Genomic DNA, 20,118 nt, shown 5'->3' on the forward strand with positions numbered 1-20,118 from the left:
ATTTTACACGAAGTATAGTGACTAGATGGTAGGGACGCTCAAGTAAGACGTTTGACAAAGTCAAATTCAGGTAATATGTATTAGATAATGAGTGGGAGGTAACCTATGCCGAAAATTATTTCTGTTAGTACTTTCAAACCCCCGCATGAAGTAAAACAAGAACAGGCAGTTGAACTGACCCGTTCTCTTTTCAGTGAGAAATACAAGGATATAGAAAGACTACTAAATGTATTTCAAAATGGAGATATCGAGACACGCAATGTATGCATGCCCATTGAATGGTACGGCAAAGAGCATGACTTTGAAGAGCGCAATAACTTATACATTCAACATGCGGTCGATTTCGGTGTACAAGCCGTACTTTCGTGCCTGCAAGGAAACGGCAAGCTTGACAGTGCAATTGATCCATCTGTGATTGACGCCATTTATTTCATTTCAAGCAGCGGAATTTCAACTCCAAGTATTGAAGCACGCATCATGAATAATATCCCTTTCCGTGATAATACAAAACGTATTCCTATCTGGGGACTGGGTTGCGCTGGTGGCGCGGTGGGGATTAGCAGAGCTTATGAATATTGCCTTGCATACCCTGAGGCGAATGTCCTCGTACTCTCTGTTGAATTATGTAGTTTGACATTCCAAAAAGACGATTATTCAAAAAGCAATTTGGTAGGTGTGTCGTTATTTTCCGATGGGGTTGCTTGTGCGTTGGTTTCTGGAGAGAAATCGTCGGTAAAGGTTACTAAAGCAATGCCTAAAGTGATTGCCACTACGTCAAAACTGATGCCCAATTCTGAGGAGGTCATGGGCTGGGATGTGAAAAATACTGGGCTCTATGTTGTTTTCTCAAAAAGCATTCCTGCTATCATCACAAATTGGCTCGGCCCTTTCGTTCATGAATTTCTCAGTGAACAAGGACTTACTAAAGACAATATTACACATTTCGTTGCACATCCTGGTGGTAAAAAAATACTCGAAGCTTATGAAACCGCACTTGGTTTTGATAAAACTAAAACGGATATCTCGCGCGACGTACTGCGTCAAAATGGCAATATGTCCTCACCAACTATTCTCTACGTTCTAGAAAAATTCATGGAAAACGAACCTGTCGCTGGTGATTATGGATTGATGGCTGCTCTTGGGCCAGGATTTTGCGGTGAACTGTTACTATTGAAATGGGAATGAGGGTTGATGCTAATGTTATTTCCGATTGTCATTTCAATTGTCATCTTACAGCGCCTCATCGAACTTTTTATCGCGAAGCGCAATGAAAAATGGATGCGCAGTCAGGGGGCATTTGAAGCGGGTGCTGCCCACTATCCCGTAATGGTATCTATGCATATCGTTTTTTTTATTTCACTCCTGGCAGAGGTCTTTTTGTTCGAAAAAGCGTTGTCTCCACTATGGATTGTTTTTCTCGTCATTTTTCTAATCGCACAAGCGGCAAGAATCTGGTGTCTTACTTCACTCGGGAAGTTTTGGAATACGAAAATCATCATCCTACCAGGTGCTACTGTTGTACAAAAAGGGCCTTATAAGTGGGTACGTCATCCGAATTATATAATTGTAGCAACTGAACTGCTTGTCCTTCCGCTACTGTTCAGCGCATATTTAACAGCAATAGTCTTTTCTCTGTTGAATGTATGGATGTTGTCGGTGCGAATTCCTGTGGAAGAGAAAGCATTGAAGGAATCAACAAATTATAAAGAGACCTTTTCACTGCACGATTAAACCATTCCTCTAAACAACAAAAACGCTGATGAGAATTCATCAGCGTTTTTGTATCCCTGTTCATTTATATGGTCATTTACAAATAGAAATTCTATCAACTTTTCTGTATTTCTATATAGTGTATTTGGTGCCCTTCTAGTTCATTGAGTATAAAAATGAAGCCATCTTGCTCAATCCGTTCTCCTTCTTTAAGATCGGAACTCTGTGTTAAGAACCATCCGCCAATCATATCCACCGTATCCATTTCTATTGATATCCCAAGCAAATCATTGATTTCTTCTATCAGCACTTTACCGCTGACGATATAATGGTTCTCTGAGATCCTTGTGATTTCCGCGATTTCATCTGCATCATATTCATCGTGTATATCCCCGACGATTTCTTCAAGGATGTCTTCGATTGTTACCATTCCAGCCGTGCCGCCATATTCATCGATTACAAGCGATAATTGGGACCGTTCGTTTTGCATTTTTTTCAGAACTTCATCGATTGGCAATGTTTCGATTGCCATTGGTATTGGATGTAACAAGTCTTTAATGGAGAATGTCTGTAACGACGAGCGATCGCCGAGGGTGAAGTATAGTAAATCCTTACTGTTGATGAAACCTATGATATTGTCTATATCCCCCTCGTAAATGGGATATCGTGTGTATCTTTCCTCTTGGATTGTATAGGCTACTTCATCGAAAGAAACATCTGAGGAGAACGTTACCATTTCAGTCCGTGGCACCATAATCTCTTTTGCAATTCGGTTGTCGAATTCAAACATTTTGTTGACATAGTTCAGTTCGGACTGGTTAATTTCTCCGCTTTTAAAACTGTCTGACAAAATGAGCCGTAACTCTTCTTCCGTATGAGCAACTTCGTGTTCCGATGCTGACTTAAAGCCGAATAGACCGATAAGCAAACGAGCTGATCCATTCAACACAAAAATAAACGGAAACATTAACTTATAGAACCACATGATTGGTTTAGAAAAAAGCAATGTCAGTGCTTCTGCTCTTTGGATCGCTATCGTCTTCGGAGCAAGTTCCCCCACTACAACATGTAGGAAAGTGATGAAGACAAAGGCAATGACAAAGGAAAGAATCTGAGAGACAGATGGATCTACAGCGAACCTTTCGAACAAAGGATGTAGCATTGTCTCTACCGTCGGTTCACCAAGCCATCCGAGCCCTAGAGCCGTAATTGTAATTCCTAATTGGCAGGCAGAAAGATATTCGTCTAAATGAGTCGTTACATGTTTTGCAGATAGAGCCCCTTTTTTACCTTCTAAAACGAGTTGGTCAATTTTTGAACTTCTAACTTTCACTAATGCAAATTCTGTTGCTACAAAGAATGCTGTTAAAGCGATAAGTAATGCGACTAATACTAAGTTTATTATTTCCATTTTGATAACCTTACGTGATGCAAGGCTTCCACCTCCATAAATGATTTGCTACTATCGAGTATTGAATTATACATTTAATTGGTATATAGCTTGAATTACCGGAAAAGTATTATGAGTAATACTTTGATTATTTGAAGCATTTTCCCGATTAACTCATTTTACTAAATCCAAAACTTCTTGAAGATTAGTTAATATTAGGAGTGCGTTCTCCAACATCTGATTATTAGAATTAGTAATCGGAAGTTTTTGACAGGGGAACCCTTATCCTTTCATATGTACGATTTTCTGTAATAGATCAACATCAGAAAGTTCGAAAAACGATTATCTGTGTCGAAACGTGACGGTTTTAATAGATTCAAGTTTGTATAATCATTAATTCCCCGTTTGGATACAGCTGCACTATCGGCTAATTCCGCAATTTTTAGTTTATCCTTCCCAATAGGCTCGCCTCCAAACTCTCAAGTGATGCTTATAGTTTACCATTTTCATGTAATAATATATGTATCCTGAACAAACAATTTTATAATGTTCGTTAAATATACAAAGTTCTTAATAGATATACCCAAAAATTCACCTAAATATGTCTTAAAATATGGCTGGCTAATTGAATGGATGTATTTGAGCATGATTCTTATGGAAGAGTCGTCATTTCTCATGATTAATGGTTAAAATCATACGACTTCATAATACAACTTAGAAATAGATTTAGCCTTAGCTTTATATTGTCGAATAAAATTAGGAAATCTAGGCAAAGATTTTATAAAGTAGTAAAATATATGGGCGTAATAACTGCAACTTGCTATACCGATCTTTTTATTTACGTTAGTCACGCTACTTTTACAGTAATGAAGCGGCCCCAACATAGGATGAAAGGCGTGAAATAAATGAGTAGAAAAACGACTATACATCAGCATTTCGTATCAAAAAAGAAAAATAGGTTCTACAAATGAACAATGATTTAGCCATCACATATTTATACTCGATACTTTTCTTTTTTGGAACAAGTCTATTGGTATGTACTGCGCTCTATAGCGTATACGGCACATTTAAAATGTCCTTTGTGTTTGTTTCTATTTCAGGTGGAGGTATTCCAGGATTCATTGCGGGGGCAGCATTGGATTGCAGAATTGCAGAGAAACGAAGTCTAGAATAATTTGTGCAAAAAGAATACGCTATTGCTTGTATTTCCCTGCGATCATAATTCCACACCAAAAAGAGCACTACCTAATGAGGTATGCTCTCTCCCGTTACATAATTCTACTCATTCATCACTTTTCTACAGCCCGATAGGTCAACGTTTTCCCTGTAAATCCGAAGAAAACCGTTAATATAGGTGATAACAGGCAAAAGAATGCAAATGGCAAGTACTCCATCGTAGAGACGCCAAGTACTCCCGTGATGAAAATTCCGCAGACACTCCAAGGCACTAATGGATTCACGACTGTCCCCGCGTCCTCCATCACTCGGCTTAAATTCTTGCCCGTGAGACCCACCTTTTCAAATTGTGATTGAAATGCTTGGCCTGTCAGTAATATCGATAAATACTGTTCACCGATCAACACATTGATGCCAATTGCGGTTAACGCAGAAGCCGCAATCACAGAAGACGCTTTTTTCAATAGACTTTCAATTTTGGATAGCAGGGATTGAACAATCCCTAGCGTGAACAACAATCCACCCATACTAAGCGCTAATAATACTAACCCAACAGTAAACATCATACTTTCCATGCCGCCACGAGTGAGCAGCGCATCTATGTCCTCAATCCCTGTCGTTGAAACAAAGCCACTGAATAAGATTTTGAACACTTGTGCCGCACTATAGCTTTGATGGAAAAATGAAATTGCTACCGCACTGGCTGCACTTACTGCCAATGTCATTAACGCAGGAACTTTCATGATTGTAAAAATAACAAGAACGACTAGCGGAATCACCGTATACCAATGAATCATCCCTGTCTCTAAAAGCCCTTCCTGGAAAAAGGCGATTTTATCGACTTCAGTCACCGTGGTACTCGGGGAAAGTATACCGAAGATAACCAATGAAATAACAAAAGCAGGAATTGTTGTCCAGCCCATATTTCGTATATGCTCGAATAAGTCTACGTCCACAATCGAAGAAGCAAGGTTTGTTGTATCTGAAAGAGGCGACATTTTATCTCCGAAAAATGCTCCAGAAACGATTGCTCCCGCTGTTATCGCCATTGATAAGTCAAGGACGGTAGCCATACCAATAAATGCAACACCGACCGTTGCAACCGTCGTCAACGAACTACCTATTGAAAGACCAATAATTGAAGTAACAATAAAAACAATTGCAAAGAAAAAGGATGGTGTGATCAAATTAAACCCTGCATAGATTAGCGTTGGAATCGTTCCACTCATCATCCAACTACTGATTAATATTCCGATGAAGAAAAACAGGAAGACCGCACTCATTCCGGCTCCAGCCCCTTCTACTAAACCACCTTCAAGTTTACGGTAAGGCACTTTTTTGACCAGACCATAGCAGACCAATAACATTATGGAAAATAGAATTGGCATATGCGGAACTGCTTCAAATTTAACGATACTGACACTAATCATCAATACAATTGCTGCTACAAGTGTTGCCGCCTCTGTAAAAGTCGGCGAAATAATTGCTTTTATTTTAAACATGATGAAATCCTCCTCGATGGTTGAAAACTGAAAAGTACTTTTGGATACAAAAATGCCCCTTCAATCCCTTGGAAAGGGACGAAGGAGCTCTCCGCGTTACCACCCTAATTGACGAACCAGTCCTGAACCGGCCACCCACTTCATTAGTCGTTGAGAAAATCGGATGGCGTACTTCATACATATTGCTGCCTGAATTCACACCTGCCATTCAGTCTCTAGCTGCTGCTCACAATTTGATTACTGGACCATCTCTCACATTTATTTAATTATAACGATTAGTTATTTCGAATGTAATTGATTTGAATATTATCATGTTACTGGAGCAAGTCAAGTGGATTACGAAAACACGAAATTGAGTGTTTTATCTAACTCTTAAACGAAGTGTCAACGTTCACATGCAAAGCCATCTTTATCGCCATCCATTTTTTCGGAATATGCAGCATGTCCTTTTTTCACACCATTCGGATAGCTCTTGCGCAGTTCTGTACAATTTTTGAAAGATTCTCCAGCATCCGACACCGGCTTCTTCACGGCTTCCTTGTCAACAGAAGTTTCACTGTCGAATCCACGATCTGTCGCATAATCTTCAAGTGTCCAGATGCCAATTCCCGCTTTTTTCGCTTTTGCCTGCGCTTTTTCATAGGCGTCGAGATGTCGTGTGTTCGGCGGATAAACATACGCAACGCGGGCAAGACCTTCTTCCAGCAGTTTTTCTTGGACACTTACACCATCAATGTAAATATAGGCAAGCAGTCTGTCATACTTATCTGTTTTTCCGCCAATGTCAAATTCGATTTCGAGTTTCCCACTGTTCATCAGCTCCTGATTGCGCTCTTTTGCTTTGTCGCCGAATGGCTGCTTACCAAGTCGCGGATGATTCGTTTCCGGGGTATCTACGAGTAAATAACGGACATTTTGTTCTTTGCCTTCATACATAATTTTAATCGTATCACCATCGATTGTCTTGACAAGCTCAACTGGGATCAAATCCGAGCGGCTTAGTTCTGGGTCTGTTTCCGGTAAGAACAGGTTATATACGACTAAAGCGGTTAAGACAAGAATGATACTGACGATACCTGACGGGCTTTTTAAAATTTTATTCACTTTTACCTTTGCCATATAACTCATTCCTTTTCGTAAAAACAATTAAATTTACGCTATGTAATACCCGAGGGCTGCCAGCGCAATTCCACCCCCATAGGTTAACAGGAAATACAGTACTGTTTGATGCTTTTTGCCATTTTTCCAAAGTTCGATTAGTTCTTTATTCATCGTAGAAAACGTCGTCAGTGCTCCAGCAAATCCTGAGGCCAATAGCAATTTCACCCACAAAGGTAATCCAAGCCCTAAAATGATTCCAATCAGCAGAGACCCTGTCAGATTTACAAGCAATGTGCCCATAGGCAAGGTTTTTTCACCATTCATTTTAGAGGAAATGAAATACCGAGTGACAGCACCAAAAAAACCTCCGATTCCAACCATCAATAATTCAAAAAAAGTCATGGGCTCACCTTCTTACCGCCATGATGAAAGCCGAGGACACCTGCAGAAATTCCACCAAATACACTTATAATGACATACAGTCCAGCTAGCAGAAATTGATCTTGTTCCACGAGTAAAACCGTTTCCATGCTAAAAGCGGAAAATGTTGTGAATGAACCAAGAAAACCAGTTGTAACTGCGGCTTGAAATTCTTTATGTGTTGAAAGTGAGCGAAAAGCACCTGTGAGGATGAAACATAATAAAAATGTTCCAATCACATTTACAGTAAGAGTCGAAATAGGGAATCCTGAATCGCTGGAAATGACTTGACCAATCGCCACCCGCATAATTGCACCAGTCGCTCCCGCCAACCCAATCCACAACAACTTTTTCATGTGGCAACTTTCTCAAGTAGTCGTAAGGAAAGCACCGTTTCAAGATCAAGCCTTTTTTCGACATTCCCGAATTGGATATGGATTTCGTCACCTGCACGTCTGATGATTTCACCGTTCCCAAATACTCGGTGCTTGACCGCGGTTCCGACTGCTAATTCATCACTATCCTGTATACCGTCAGGGTTAAGTTCAATCTCTGCTTTTGTAATCTTCATCGGTTTCTGGTCTTTTTTCACTTCTCCCGGTTTCAATAGGAGGCTTCGCACTTCATTCAGAAACCTCGAATCTTCTTTAGGTTTTCCTTCGTCCTGCCCATATGAAAGCAATTCAAGACGATTTTTAGCACGTGTCATGCCGACATAGAAGAGCCTACGCGCTTCCTCAAGCATTGCCACGTCCCCTTCGTCCTCCTCTGATGGGATGATCCCTTTTAGTAAATCAATCATGAATACACGTCTGAACTCAAGCCCTTTTGCGCTATGAAACGTTGATAATGTCACTGCATTTTCTGGGGCATTGAATTTAGCATTTTGTACAGCTTGTTCTAGTTCTTTCAAACGCGTTGCAAATTCCACCATCGTTCGGAGTTGTGATGCAATGCCTTCAAGCGTGTCCAAAATGCGTAGGAGACTATCGAATCGATAGCCGAATTTTTCGGCCCTACTTTTTAGTCCCGCCTCATAACCAAAATCGTTGCGAATTAGCTGAATTACTCGTTCTGGGCGCATGTCAGGAATCACAGCATAGCCTTTTTTATAGTCCGCTAACTTTTTAACTTGGCTGTCTTTCAACTCAACCGTTTGAATAAAGGCATCAAACACATTCCCCGTCGTTTCCGTATTTTCAAACGTAGTAAGCATGTTTCGTGAGATAAATAAATTCATTTTCATAATGATTTTTGCGAAAACATCTTTTCGTTCCACATTAAAACTGAGACGCATGAAATTCAGAATGTCTTCAACAATCCAATGCGAGAAAAACTTATCGTCTGCATCCTTCATATAAAATGGAATCCCCCGCCTGTGCAACTCGCTTACAAACATCGTCGAAGATGAGTTATTCCTGAACAATATGGCGATCTCATTCAAATTCTTTTCACCCAGCAGTTCGTACGTCACGTATTCCAACTGCTGTTTCGGGTTGTTCAGTTGTTTAATATAAATGGGTCCTAACTTGTCATTTTCAGTGTGCATTTCTTTTGGATAGCGTATTTTGTTGCGTTTGATGAACTTCGAAGACATCTCCACTATCTCTTTTGACGAACGGTAGTTGCGCTCCATCATCAGCACTTGGGCGTCCGGATAGACACGTTTAAAGTCCAGCAGATAATCCGGCTCAGCGCCTCGCCATGTATAGATTGACTGATCATCATCTGCGACAACGCAAAGATTGCCATGATGCGCCACTAGATGCTCAACAATCTTGTGCTGAACAAGTGATGTATCTTGGCTCTCATCTGTCAGAAGGTAATCATAGAGGTTTCGAAAATGTTCACTTAGCTCATCGTCTTCCCGAAGTGCCTGTTCTGCAGTCGTCAGCATATCGTCGAAATCCAAAAGTAAGTGACCCTTTGTACGCATCTTATATTGTTCATACTTCTTTGCAATACGGCCCGCCTTTTCGACAGGTCCTTTTAGATCGTCCCATTTCCCAATAGGAATTAGCCGGTTTTTAATGGAACTGATGAATGTGGAAAGTGAAGCCAATTCGTCATCCGTGCAATCCTCTTTTAATACTTCTTTATAAATCCCTTTTAATAAAAAAGTTTTGTTGACTGACTGACGTCCTTTACCGCTTCCTTCAATCAATTCATAAGTTGTACCGATTTTTTCTAAATACGTACGTGCAATGTTGAATGCCAAACTATGTATTGTCGAAAAGTCGACTCTGGAACTCAGTGGGAAAAACCGTGTAAAACGCTCTGTCATATCGCGCGCAGATGCCCGGCTGAATGTTATTGCTTTTATGCGTTTTGGGTTGATTTTCTTTTCTTCAATCAAATAACCAATTCGCATAATCATCGTCGTCGTTTTCCCAGAACCCGGGCATGCCAATAGAAGGAGCGGACCTTCCGTCTGCGTTACCGCTTTCTTCTGCACAGCATTTAAATCTATATTTAGTTCTTTCTTTTTACGTTCGAAAAAGTCATTCATGGTATGTAACTCCTTTTACTTCAGCTGTACTTAATTTACCATAAGAATGCTTAATTGTAGAGGAATCCAGCGTTACCCAAACAAAAAGCCTTTACACAATGAATGTGCAAAGACCCTCTAAATTATCATCAATCACGCCTCGGTGTGATTGCGTCAAGATTTTGAATTGAGCTTGCTCAATTAACTCCCTTCAAAATCTGTGACATCCGCCGGAGGCTTTAACAGGGAGGAATTGAACTTCATTCCTCCCTGTTAAAATCCGCCCGTTTCGAGTCGGTCATTTTTCAAATCCTTTTTTCCTTCTCCGCCGCCTGTGTACTCAGTCGAAGCGACTTCGTTTGTATGACGCTCTTCATCTGAAAATTCTTTGCCAGTCGTTTCGGTTTGGTTCAAGCTACCCGTCTTTTTATCGGACATCGGCTTTTTATCGTCTTGTGGCAATGTTCTTCACTCCTCTATTCGAGATTCGTCAGTAAAAATATACCCTCATCGGGGTGTTCTTATTCATTTAACAGACCCATCGTTATGGATTCGGGAAAACATTAGCGCGTCGTGCGAATGGCCATTTTGAAATAAATAACTGCGCAACTTTCCTTCTTCTATGAACCCATTTGTCTTCAAAAGTCCGATTGATGCACCGTTTGCTAGAAATGTAACTGCGCCTATCCTATGAAGACCGAGTTCTGTGAATGAATAATGCAGAACTTCTTGCAGTGCCTCAGACGTAATGCCACTTCTCCAGAAATCTGGATGTATTTCGAATCCGACTTCGGCTCTTTTCATACCGAGTGCTAGATTATTTAAACCAATTGTGCCAACGAACTGATTTCTATCCTTCAACATAATTGCCCAGCGGATTCCTTTTTCCGTTTCAAAATTGGTCCTAAAATGCTGTATAATTTTGTCTGCCTGAGCCTGTTCGTTCATCAAGTCCATTCCATAATACTTAATTACTTCTGGATTTGAAAAAACCTCAAATAGCGCTGGTGCATGATCCGGTGTGACTTCAGTCAATAGAAGGCGTGAGGTTTTTAAAAGTGGAAATGTCATTAGAAACTCCCTTTCACGTCGTATCGAATTTCATCTGCTAGCGTATGCGGATTACACATTTGTAAATACACTTCTTCAGCAGGAAAAAGGTATATCGGACTTTCTTTTTCTGAATAAAATCATCAAGGTGAAAGACAATTGAACCTTCTAACTGTTGCTGCAATGTAAGAGCGTACGTAGTTTTCCCTGATCCACTACCACCGTCAATTCCGAGGATGAAAGAATGATTGGATTGATGCTTCACTTAGTAATTCCTATTTCCTGGAATGGGAAGAACCTGAATTTCACCGAACCCACAACCGACTTTTCATCAACGAAGCCAATGATTCTGCTATCTGTACTGTTTCTCCGATTATCGCCGAGGACATACAAATAACCTTCTGGTACTTCTACCTTCAAGTCCTGCGTTAATTTTTGTCCTTCGAAAACATTTTCTTTCATGTCTCGGAGATAGGTCTCTTCGTATTCTTCGCCGTTTATGTAAAGTATGTCGTCTTTCATGACAACTACGTCGCCCGGCAGACCGATTACTCGCTTGATGAAATCATCGTCAGAATTGGGAGCATGAAAAACAATCGTGTCAAAGCGATCAATCTTATATACCTTTGAAATGACGACTTTATTATCATTTTCAAAAGTTGGCAGCATCGATTGACCGGAAACAACCACCGGTGTAAAGAGAAATTGCCGTACGGAAATTGCAATAATGAAGACTATTGCTAATGATTGAATCCATGAAATAAGATCGCTTTTTTCTCCTTCTTTCATCTGATAACCCCCAACTCTTTTCGTTGTTTTTTATCTGCACAAAACAAGACTTCCCTTTTAACAACTACCTATGCTCTATATTCTATTCTTAATCCAATTTTCCTGCAAAACGTCAAAGTTCTTTTCTAAATTGATAAAGCACTGTCCGAAGACAGTGCTTACAGTCTTTTTTCTTTTACAATGGAATAAAGCCTGAAAAGTTGATTTCCGCTGCGAGCGGACGTTTTCCGCGGGCACGGCTTCAGCCGCTTCCCTCGCTGCGCTCAGTCCAGGGCCTTCAGCTCGCGCTGTTCCCGCAGGAGTCGCCGCTCGCAGCGGAAATCAACAGTGTTTCCTAAGTATCAAATGAGGTGATGGATATGATGACGAAGAATCAAATTCATGAACGGGAAGCGCAAGATGCACAAACAGTAAGAACCAACAAAAGCTAATTCAGCGACACATCTGGCAAGACTATCTGGATGTAGTGGGAGACTTTAGACACCACTATGAAATCAAAGAAATATATGGGAAGCGAAAAAAGACGGTCGAACGCGTCTTTGCCAATGCCAAAGAAAAGCATGGTATGCGATGGACAACCCCTAGAGGGCTTTTAAAATTGTCTATGCAAGCGATGCTAACTTTCCCTGCCCAAAATCTTTAGAAGCTCGCCAACCGGACCTAGAAAAACGCCAGCTACGGCGTAATTGAAATAAAAATAGTGATAGAATATGGCTATTTTTCGCAAACAAAACATTAAAAAGACAAAAGGGCTGGAAATCAATTTGATTTCCAGCCCTTTTGTCTACAGTCTGAAGCACTGTCCGTAGACAGTGCTTTGTTCAGTTATGAATGCTATTTTTAGATTTTGAAATGACTGATTGCTTTATAGAGGTCGTCACTTAACTCCGACAATGTGTCCGCGGCTTGTGCCACCTCTTGGATTGCTCGAAGCTGTTCGTCTGTCGACGCACTAATCTCTTCACTTGCAGCCGCTGTTTCTTCAGCGGTTGCCGCCATTGTTTCAATTGTCTGCATGACCGTTTCTTTATGCTCAACTACTTTATTGACCTCATCGTAGACACTACTAATTGACTGCTCTAACTTATTCATCAGTTCGGATATATCACCGAACGTCACTTGTGTAGCTTCTACCACTTTTCCTTGTTCCTCGAATGTCGCTCCCGTTTCTCTCATTTGCATGGAAACTTGACGAGAACCATTTTGAAGCTCCATAACAGTTGCTTTCACTTCCTCTGTAGCTCGGGCAGATTGTTCTGCAAGTTTACGCACTTCATCCGCTACCACAGCAAAGCCTTTACCATGTTCGCCCGCCCGTGCGGCTTCAATGCTCGCATTAAGTGCCAGCAAGTTCGTCTGCGTAGAAATTTGAGTAATCGTTTCCATCACGACTCCGATTGCTCCGACTTTTGTTTCCAACTCACCAACGACATCCGCCATCGACTGTAGGTTATTCTTCCAGCCATCGAACGATGATTGCAGTTGATTGACTTGACTAAGTCCGCTCTTATTGACTACCTCAGCTTCCTTGGCAATCCCTGTCATAATACTGGCTTTTTCTTGGATTCCAACAATTTGATTACCTAAGTGGTCGACCGTTTTCGTAACGTCTTCAGTATCATGCGCAGACTTTGTTGCACCAGACGCAATATCATCAATTGCTCCAGCCATCTGCTCACTTACGGCATTCGTCTCTTCCGCGGATGCACTTAAGCTTTCTGCAGCGAGACGAACTTCATTGACGGAGCTGTTAACGAGCGTAATTAAATCTCGAATTTTAGAACCCATCGTATTAAAATTGGTTGCCAGTTGACCAAATTCATCTTTGGAGTACACTTCGGCATGTGCATTTAAATCCCCATCAGCCATTTTGTCCATTGCCGATTGTAACGTATAAAGAGGTCTGATAAGCCGTGATATAAGTATCCACAAAACAACAATGACGGCCAATTCAGTAATAAGCGCTATGATTAAAATTAGATTGCGCGCCTCAGTTACGGAACCTTTTATGGCACCTACATCGTAAACCGTTCCAATTTTCCAATCAAAACCATCCACTGTCTCATAAACACCAATCTTTTTTCTACCATTTTCAGTAAACTCGATTACTCCTTCTGTTTTCCCATCTGTATACAGTGAGGCAACATGTTTCTCTTCGATGCTGCTCTCTCCTTGCGTAACAGGATGAACGACAGCTACACCTGTTGCATCATAAATGAACTGGTAACCATCGAAGCCAGGATCCGTTTTGCCGATTCTGTCAGATAGAGATGTTAATAGAAGATCGACCCCAATTGCTCCGACAAATTCGCCATCTTTCATTATTCCTTTTGTTACCGTTATGACGTAGCCGCCCGTAAATGCGTCAATATAAGGATCTGTCCAAATGACTTCGTTAGGACTTTCCTTTGCCAATTGATACCATCCTCGTGAAGTCGGGTCATATCCTTCCGGCGGAGGAGTGTCCCCAGAAAGTTTTGTATGCTTATTTTCAAATCCAAAAAAGATTGCTTCAGTTTCAGATAAATTATTTCGATAAGTTAGGAAAGCATCATCTATCCCTTTGTCTAGCGTAGCCGTAACATTTTCTTTTCCAGTTTGTGTATCGATATAATCAATAACGTTACTGTTTTCTGACACCATTCCTAAAGCATATTCATATTGCATCAGAAAGTTATGTATTGAATAATTCATTTCTTTAATAGTGACTTGACTGTTATTCAATACATTTGCGGTAGCATTTTTCTCCATCTGCGTACTGACAACGCCATAAATGAATAAAACCGAAACAAAAAATAGTAAAAAAACGCCAGCTACAATTTTTGTGCGAATTGATTTCATCCTATTTCCCCTTTTCATTATTCCTTTTAGTTCAAGTATAGTCTAAAAGACTCTAAGACTGAAGCATTATTTTATTATTTGAACTATTCCAGAATCGCATCGCATCAACGGTTCAGATAATATTTTTCCCAAAAAAATAACGCCATTAGCTGGCGCTTTGTTAATCAACCATTTGTAAATGCTTCGTGCAATTAAATAATTCGCACATGTTTCTTTCTTCTCGAAGCTCAATGATTGTAAGAGAAGTATTTTCAAGATTTTCTCTCAAGTCTTTATGGGGAACTAGTTCGTTGATCAAACGGCCGAGAAATCCACCGTGACTAACAACTAGAATTCTTTTTCCAGGATATGCCGCGTTCATTTCCTTAACAAATTCCAAACCGCGTGAGACAATTTCCTCTTGCGGTTCGAACCCCAGTTCAAGCTTTCTCCACGAATGACCCCATTTTGCAACGCGCTCTGTTTCCGTCATTCCTTCGATTAAGCCGCCCCCTGATTCACGCAGACGGTTGTCAGCTATCAGAGGAATTCCAATACTACTTTCAGCAATGATTTCTGCTGTTTTTGCTGCCCGCATTAAGGGACTTGTGTATATGAAATCCCATTGTTCGCTCGAAAGCCTTTTTGCCACTCGGTTAGCCATTTCAATTCCTTCTTCGTCAAGCGGGATATCAGTACTCCCTTGAGCACGTCCTTCTTTATTCCACGTAGTGACTCCATGCCTCACAAATCCAAAAGTCGTAATATTAAACACCCCTTTGCTAGAAAAATTTACTGCTGTTCTCACACGACGTATCCAACAGATCTCAGTACATTATTCATAAATGACTCCGTATATAAGTAAACTTCTTCTCGTTCTGGTTCCTGATAAATATCATGGTACAAATGCTTCCATTGCTTGTACTGTAATTCAGATAAATCTTGCCTAATGAGCCACTTCTTCACAGTGGAGGTATCCGTAATTTTATCTTCCTCTGCAATGTGCATTAAAACTGGAGTATCATGCATGTTTCCTTCGTGCTGTACCACCAATTTCATGAATGCCTGTAACTCTTTGTACCAAGATACCGTGCTTTCAGTGCCATAATTCTCATCTGACCGTATTTCTTCATATAACTCACTGTTACGAGTCAACATTTCAACATCAATTTCATGATCCAGCTTAGTAGAAGATGAAAGTTTAGTCAGTACGTTCGAAAATTTCGGCGGTTGGTGACGCAGCGCCAACCAAGGCGAGCTGAATACAACTCCTGCACACTCAATTTTCTTTCTTTGCAAAAGACGCATGACGAACGTCGCACCCATTCCATGTCCTATAATAAAAAAAGGTAGATGATCACCGAGACCGACCTCTATTAACTTTTCCACATATTTAGTGTATGTATCAACCTGTTCGTTGTGGATTTTCCCTTGGCTTTCTACTCCGTGTCCAGGTAAATCACCTGCCACGACATGGAAACCACTATTACGAAGCTTCTGAATGAGCCAAGCATTTCTACTATGATGTTCGTACACATTATGAACGATCGCCACGACAGCTTTAGGCTGTCCTTCCGCTTCCCATTTCCACACGGTCATCTTCCCCTTACCTATTACATTATTTTCTTTCTATTGTTTAACTCTTAACCTACTATAAAATCCTAATCTTTGTTACGATAATTATACACTACATAAAGAAATGAGGAGAGTTGAATGATTTATCCCTACAAAGATAAAACACCCGTAATCGATCCATCCGTATTCATTGCAGATTATACAACAATTTCTGGAGATGTAACAATTGGTGCCGAATCGTCAATCTGGTTCAATACTGTGATTCGCGGTGATGTCTCAGCTACAATTATCGGACGTAAAGTGAACGTGCAAGACTTGTGCTGCCTACATCAAAGCCCACACTCTCCACTAATCCTTGAGGACGAAGTTTCGATTGGACACCAAGTTACTCTACATAGCTGCACTATAAAAAAAGGTGCGCTGATTGGCATGGGCTCCATCATTCTAGACGGGGCTGAAATCGGCGAGGGGGCATTTATTGGAGCGGGCAGTCTAGTACCGCCCGGTAAGAAGATTCCACCGAATATGTTAGCACTCGGTTCACCGGCAAAAGTTGTTCGAGAACTGAATGAAGACGACCGTGCAGATATGGAAAGAATTGTTCGTGAATACGCGGAAAAAGGGCAATATTACAAGAGTCTACAAAAGTGATGTATTGCCGCCATTGATTGGCGGCTTTTTTTATTGAAGGATAATAACACACGATAAAAAATGCCGGAAGCTAAGGACGAGTCCTTGCTTCCGGCATTTTCAATAATTATTTCCCTGTTAGTTCTTTCAATGTTGCAGCTTTGTCCGTTTGTTCCCATGGCAGATCAACATCCGTGCGGCCGAAGTGACCATACGCTGCCGTCTGCTTGTAGATAGGACGACGGAGATTAAGCATTTTAATGATACCTGCTGGACGAAGGTCAAAGAGTTCACGTGTCAGTTCCACGAGTTTACTCTCCTCAACGGTACCTGTTCCGAATGTATCAATGGAAATCGATACAGGTTGAGCTACACCGATTGCATAAGCCAACTGGACTTCACAGCGGTCTGCAAGTTCTGCTGCAACGATGTTTTTTGCAACATAACGAGCCGCGTATGAAGCTGAGCGGTCCACTTTTGTAGGATCTTTCCCCGAAAATGCCCCACCGCCATGACGTGCATAACCGCCATACGTATCAACAATGATTTTACGACCAGTCAGACCCGCATCTCCTTGAGGTCCACCTATTACAAATCGGCCAGTCGGATTGATGTAGTACTTTGTTTCTTCATCAATTAGATTAGTTGGTACAACTGGATTAATAACGAATTCCTTAATATCACTTTGAATCTGCTCAAGTGTCACTTCAGGATGATGTTGTGCTGAAATAACAATCGTATCAATTCTAACCGGTATATTATTTTCATCATACTCTACAGTCACTTGCGTTTTCCCATCCGGTCTTAGGTACGAAAGTGTTTCATCTTTACGTACTTGTGCAAGTTTAAAGGATAGTTTATGGGCTAAGCTGATTGGTAATGGCATCAGTTCTGGTGTCTCATTACAAGCATAACCAAACATCAAACCTTGGTCGCCTGCTCCAATATCTTCAAGTTCGTCATCCGTCATTAATCCTTCACGCGCTTCAAGTGCTTGGTCAACACCCGCAGCAATATCGGCTGATTGTTCATCGATCGCAGTGAGAACTGCAGACGTTTCCCAATCAAATCCGTATTTCGCTCGAACGTAACCAATTCCTTTAACAGTTTCGCGCACAACTTTTGGAATATCGACATATGTAGTCGTCGTGATTTCACCTGCTACGAGTACCAGTCCTGTAGTGATTGTCGTTTCACATGCTACGCGTGCATTTGGATCTTCCTCCAAAATAGCATCAAGGATAGCATCTGAAATTTGGTCGCACATTTTGTCTGGATGTCCTTCAGTTACCGATTCTGAAGTAAACAGTCGGCGGTTAGTCATGTCTTTTCCTCCTTATATCCTACGAGATTGATACGGTACTCATATGTCCCATGTAGAGTCCTCCCGGATTCAGGAAAGACTACAAGCCACTGCGAGCTCTATACACGAGGATAAAGGGCTAAACAAATTAAAAAGCCCTTCGCTCACGTACTAATACATGAGGAAAGGCATGATTTTAAAAGCACCTTTCACTCTTATCATACAAGGACTGTGCCTTGCTACAGGTTTGGCACCTTTGCGCAGACAAATAAGTCATTGCAGGTTGCCGGGTTTCATTGGGCCTGACCCCTCCACCAGCTCGGGATAAGAGTATCCGTTCAACTATATATGCTACGAAAAAACTTGTTCCCTGTCAAATTTCTTTGCCGATTTTACATCTAATTGCTTGAGATTTTGATTAATATAGATTATTATTCTTAATGTGTTATACTATTTAAGAAATGTGATGACATGACACCCAATTATATGGGACTATGAGTAAAGGACGGTACATAATTATGATTACAGCAAAGATTAGCGACGATCTAAATAACCTTCTTTCCGGTGAAAATATAAAAATTCAACTTTCAGTACCACAACTTGTTGAAAAAGCGATATCACGTGGAGAAGCTCAACTGACTTCCGATGGAGCAGTCACGGCTCAAACAGGGAAGTATACAGGTCGTTCCCCTAAAGATAAATATATTGTCGAGGAAGCGTCCTCCAAAGACAAAATCGATTGGGGCAGCGTAAACCGTCCGATTTCATCTGATGTATTTGACTCATTATATAATAAAATGCTTACACACTTAAAAGTTAAAGACGAACTGTTCGTCTTCAAAGGATTCGCTGGTGCAGATCCAGCTTCACGTCTATCCATTCAAGTCGTGAATGAATTTGCTTGGCATAACCTATTCGTCCATCAATTGTTTATTCGCCCGACTGAAGTAGAGCTCTCGAAACACGAAGCGCAATTTACTATCATTTCAGCTCCTTCTTTTAAAGCGGATCCTGCAGTTGACGGTACGAATTCCGAGACGTTCATTATTGTGTCTATGGAAAAACGCATCGTTCTCATTGGTGGTACTGAATATGCTGGTGAAATGAAAAAAGCAATCTTCTCTGTCATGAACTACTTCCTACCTGAGAATGGCATCATGCCGATGCACTGTTCTGCGAACGTCGGCGAAGAAGGCGATGTCGCTTTGTTCTTCGGTCTTTCAGGAACAGGTAAAACAACACTTTCAGCTGACGCGAACCGCAAATTAATCGGCGACGATGAACACGGTTGGTCTGACACTGGTGTCTTTAACATCGAAGGTGGTTGCTACGCGAAATGTATCAATTTATCTCAAGAAAAAGAACCTGAAATTTTCGGTGCAATTCGTTTCGGATCAGTTCTTGAAAACGTTGTTATCGATCCAGTAACAAACATTCCGAATTACGATGATGGATCTTTGACTGAAAATACACGTGCAGCATATCCAATTCAAGCAATCGATAACATCGTTGACCCTTCAGTTGCAGGTCATCCTAAAACAATTATTTTCTTGACTGCAGATGCTTTCGGCGTACTGCCCCCTATTTCCAAATTAACGAAAGAGCAAGCAATGTACCACTTCCTAAGTGGTTTCACTTCGAAACTTGCTGGAACAGAACGTGGTATCACATCACCTGAAGCAACATTCTCGACATGCTTCGGATCACCTTTCCTTCCGCTTCCAGCGACAGTATATGCTGAAATGCTTGGGAAAAAGATTGATGAACATGACGCACAAGTATTCCTAGTGAATACAGGTTGGACTGGCGGCGTATATGGTGTTGGTAAGCGTATGGATCTTAAGTATACACGCGCAATGGTTCGTGCAGCACTTGCTGGTAAACTAAATAATGTTGAAACAGAAATGAATAGCATTTTTGGTCTTGCAATGCCTACAGAGATTGAAGGCGTTCCGACAGAAGTGTTGAACCCACGCAATGCATGGGCAGATGGAAATGCTTACGATCTTAAAGCAAAAGAACTAGCATCTATGTTCCGTGAAAACTTTAAGAAATTCGGTTCGGTTTCAGAAGAGATTACGTATAAAGGCGGGCCAATCGCATAAGAAGAATGCTCTTAGTCTATATCCGATAGACTATAGCGGCTCCATCCACTAGGAATGGA

Annotated in this window: 18 protein-coding genes, 1 pseudogene and 1 riboswitch; of the genes and pseudogenes, 6 read left to right on the top strand and 13 right to left on the bottom strand. The window is 41.0% G+C overall.

From position 1 onward, the window contains the following. Window positions 1-105 precede the first annotated feature (105 nt). Window positions 106-1,185, top strand: coding sequence for a type III polyketide synthase (locus AC1TO6_RS02745; protein ID WP_482100065.1), 1,080 nt, complete (start codon window positions 106-108; stop codon window positions 1,183-1,185). 12 nt (window positions 1,186-1,197) lie between these two features. Then, window positions 1,198-1,731, top strand: coding sequence for an isoprenylcysteine carboxyl methyltransferase family protein (locus tag AC1TO6_RS02750; RefSeq protein WP_482100124.1), 534 nt, complete (start codon window positions 1,198-1,200; stop codon window positions 1,729-1,731). Window positions 1,732-1,825: 94 nt separating this feature from the next. On the opposite strand, the gene AC1TO6_RS02755 is transcribed toward AC1TO6_RS02750, so the two are convergent. Then, the gene (locus tag AC1TO6_RS02755; RefSeq protein WP_482100066.1) at window positions 1,826-3,121 is read right to left on the bottom strand and encodes a hemolysin family protein; all 1,296 of its coding nucleotides are present in this window, start codon (window positions 3,119-3,121) and stop codon (window positions 1,826-1,828) included. A 946-nt stretch (window positions 3,122-4,067) separates the two neighbouring features. Between AC1TO6_RS02755 and AC1TO6_RS02760 the strand changes: the two genes are divergently transcribed. Beyond that, window positions 4,068-4,274, top strand: a complete 207-nt coding sequence (locus AC1TO6_RS02760; RefSeq protein WP_482100067.1) for a hypothetical protein — start codon at window positions 4,068-4,070, stop codon at window positions 4,272-4,274. A 115-nt stretch (window positions 4,275-4,389) separates the two neighbouring features. On the opposite strand, the gene nhaC is transcribed toward AC1TO6_RS02760, so the two are convergent. The 8 genes from nhaC to lepB all read right to left on the bottom strand — a co-directional run bounded on the left by nhaC (window position 4,390) and on the right by lepB (window position 11,626). Further along, on the bottom strand, window positions 4,390-5,778 hold the full coding sequence (gene nhaC, locus AC1TO6_RS02765) for a Na+/H+ antiporter NhaC (protein ID WP_482100068.1): 1,389 nt from the start codon (window positions 5,776-5,778) through the stop codon (window positions 4,390-4,392). A 384-nt stretch (window positions 5,779-6,162) separates the two neighbouring features. Then, window positions 6,163-6,897, bottom strand: a complete 735-nt coding sequence (locus AC1TO6_RS02770; RefSeq protein WP_482100069.1) for a thermonuclease family protein — start codon at window positions 6,895-6,897, stop codon at window positions 6,163-6,165. 33 nt (window positions 6,898-6,930) lie between these two features. Further along, a complete protein-coding gene (gene crcB, locus AC1TO6_RS02775; protein ID WP_482100070.1) occupies window positions 6,931-7,281 on the bottom strand; it encodes a fluoride efflux transporter CrcB in 351 nt (116 codons plus the stop codon). After that, on the bottom strand, window positions 7,278-7,655 hold the full coding sequence (locus AC1TO6_RS02780) for a fluoride efflux transporter FluC (RefSeq protein ID WP_482100071.1): 378 nt from the start codon (window positions 7,653-7,655) through the stop codon (window positions 7,278-7,280). The genes crcB and AC1TO6_RS02780 overlap by 4 nt, the downstream gene beginning before the upstream one ends. Then, entirely contained in the window at window positions 7,652-9,808 is a 2,157-nt protein-coding gene (locus AC1TO6_RS02785) for an ATP-dependent helicase (RefSeq protein WP_482100072.1), read from the bottom strand. Before AC1TO6_RS02785 ends, AC1TO6_RS02780 begins: the two co-directional genes overlap by 4 nt. Window positions 9,809-10,060: 252 nt before the next feature. Next, entirely contained in the window at window positions 10,061-10,249 is a 189-nt protein-coding gene (locus AC1TO6_RS02790) for a hypothetical protein (RefSeq protein ID WP_482100073.1), read from the bottom strand. Between the two features lie 63 nt (window positions 10,250-10,312). Continuing rightward, window positions 10,313-10,858 (bottom strand): GNAT family N-acetyltransferase, encoded by a 546-nt coding sequence (locus tag AC1TO6_RS02795; RefSeq protein WP_482100074.1) that lies wholly within the window; start codon window positions 10,856-10,858, stop codon window positions 10,313-10,315. A gap of 240 nt (window positions 10,859-11,098) precedes the next feature. Then, entirely contained in the window at window positions 11,099-11,626 is a 528-nt protein-coding gene (gene lepB, locus AC1TO6_RS02800; protein WP_482100075.1) for a signal peptidase I, read from the bottom strand. 394 nt (window positions 11,627-12,020) lie between these two features. On the opposite strand from lepB, the pseudogene AC1TO6_RS02805 reads away from it, so the two are divergent. Next, window positions 12,021-12,269: pseudogene (locus AC1TO6_RS02805) on the top strand (transposase); the annotation flags it as partial. Between the two features lie 197 nt (window positions 12,270-12,466). On the opposite strand, the gene AC1TO6_RS02810 reads toward AC1TO6_RS02805, so the two are convergent. From AC1TO6_RS02810 to AC1TO6_RS02820, 3 genes are all read right to left on the bottom strand, one after another. Continuing rightward, window positions 12,467-14,467: a methyl-accepting chemotaxis protein gene (locus AC1TO6_RS02810; RefSeq protein ID WP_482100076.1), complete on the bottom strand. Its 2,001-nt coding sequence runs from the start codon at window positions 14,465-14,467 to the stop codon at window positions 12,467-12,469. A gap of 160 nt (window positions 14,468-14,627) precedes the next feature. Then, window positions 14,628-15,212 (bottom strand): histidine phosphatase family protein, encoded by a 585-nt coding sequence (locus AC1TO6_RS02815; protein WP_482100125.1) that lies wholly within the window; start codon window positions 15,210-15,212, stop codon window positions 14,628-14,630. Window positions 15,213-15,250: 38 nt separating this feature from the next. After that, the gene (locus AC1TO6_RS02820; protein ID WP_482100077.1) at window positions 15,251-16,045 is read right to left on the bottom strand and encodes an alpha/beta hydrolase; all 795 of its coding nucleotides are present in this window, start codon (window positions 16,043-16,045) and stop codon (window positions 15,251-15,253) included. A 114-nt stretch (window positions 16,046-16,159) separates the two neighbouring features. Between AC1TO6_RS02820 and AC1TO6_RS02825 the strand changes: the two genes are divergently transcribed. Further along, the gene (locus tag AC1TO6_RS02825) at window positions 16,160-16,672 is read left to right on the top strand and encodes a gamma carbonic anhydrase (protein WP_482100078.1); all 513 of its coding nucleotides are present in this window, start codon (window positions 16,160-16,162) and stop codon (window positions 16,670-16,672) included. A 106-nt stretch (window positions 16,673-16,778) separates the two neighbouring features. Here the strand turns inward: AC1TO6_RS02825 and metK are convergent, their stop codons facing one another. Beyond that, window positions 16,779-17,975 carry a methionine adenosyltransferase gene (gene metK / locus AC1TO6_RS02830; RefSeq protein ID WP_482100079.1) on the bottom strand — a complete coding sequence of 399 codons (1,197 nt, stop codon included), beginning with the start codon at window positions 17,973-17,975 and terminating at the stop codon, window positions 16,779-16,781. A gap of 191 nt (window positions 17,976-18,166) precedes the next feature. After that, window positions 18,167-18,285, bottom strand: a riboswitch (SAM riboswitch). 187 nt (window positions 18,286-18,472) lie between these two features. Between metK and pckA the strand changes: the two genes are divergently transcribed. Then, a complete protein-coding gene (gene pckA / locus AC1TO6_RS02835) occupies window positions 18,473-20,059 on the top strand; it encodes a phosphoenolpyruvate carboxykinase (ATP) (protein WP_482100080.1) in 1,587 nt (528 codons plus the stop codon). Window positions 20,060-20,118: the final 59 nt, after the last annotated feature.

The sequence above is a fragment of the Sporosarcina sp. Y352 genome (assembly GCF_056786535.1).

Bases quoted from the DNA above. Each gene is read 5' to 3' on its own strand.
- AC1TO6_RS02755 (WP_482100066.1), bottom strand. From the start codon at position 3,121: ATGGAAATAATAAACTTAGTATTAGTCGCATTACTTATCGCTTTAACA.
- crcB (WP_482100070.1), bottom strand. From the start codon at position 7,281: ATGACTTTTTTTGAATTATTGATGGTTGGAATCGGAGGTTTTTTTGGT.
- AC1TO6_RS02760 (WP_482100067.1), top strand. From the start codon at position 4,068: ATGAACAATGATTTAGCCATCACATATTTATACTCGATACTTTTCTTT.
- AC1TO6_RS02780 (WP_482100071.1), bottom strand. From the start codon at position 7,655: ATGAAAAAGTTGTTGTGGATTGGGTTGGCGGGAGCGACTGGTGCAATT.
- lepB (WP_482100075.1), bottom strand. From the start codon at position 11,626: ATGAAAGAAGGAGAAAAAAGCGATCTTATTTCATGGATTCAATCATTA.
- AC1TO6_RS02820 (WP_482100077.1), bottom strand. From the start codon at position 16,045: ATGACCGTGTGGAAATGGGAAGCGGAAGGACAGCCTAAAGCTGTCGTG.
- AC1TO6_RS02795 (WP_482100074.1), bottom strand. From the start codon at position 10,858: ATGACATTTCCACTTTTAAAAACCTCACGCCTTCTATTGACTGAAGTC.
- AC1TO6_RS02810 (WP_482100076.1), bottom strand. From the start codon at position 14,467: ATGAAATCAATTCGCACAAAAATTGTAGCTGGCGTTTTTTTACTATTT.
- nhaC (WP_482100068.1), bottom strand. From the start codon at position 5,778: ATGTTTAAAATAAAAGCAATTATTTCGCCGACTTTTACAGAGGCGGCA.
- pckA (WP_482100080.1), top strand. From the start codon at position 18,473: ATGATTACAGCAAAGATTAGCGACGATCTAAATAACCTTCTTTCCGGT.
- AC1TO6_RS02825 (WP_482100078.1), top strand. From the start codon at position 16,160: ATGATTTATCCCTACAAAGATAAAACACCCGTAATCGATCCATCCGTA.
- AC1TO6_RS02770 (WP_482100069.1), bottom strand. From the start codon at position 6,897: ATGGCAAAGGTAAAAGTGAATAAAATTTTAAAAAGCCCGTCAGGTATC.
- AC1TO6_RS02785 (WP_482100072.1), bottom strand. From the start codon at position 9,808: ATGAATGACTTTTTCGAACGTAAAAAGAAAGAACTAAATATAGATTTA.
- AC1TO6_RS02750 (WP_482100124.1), top strand. From the start codon at position 1,198: ATGTTATTTCCGATTGTCATTTCAATTGTCATCTTACAGCGCCTCATC.
- metK (WP_482100079.1), bottom strand. From the start codon at position 17,975: ATGACTAACCGCCGACTGTTTACTTCAGAATCGGTAACTGAAGGACAT.
- AC1TO6_RS02745 (WP_482100065.1), top strand. From the start codon at position 106: ATGCCGAAAATTATTTCTGTTAGTACTTTCAAACCCCCGCATGAAGTA.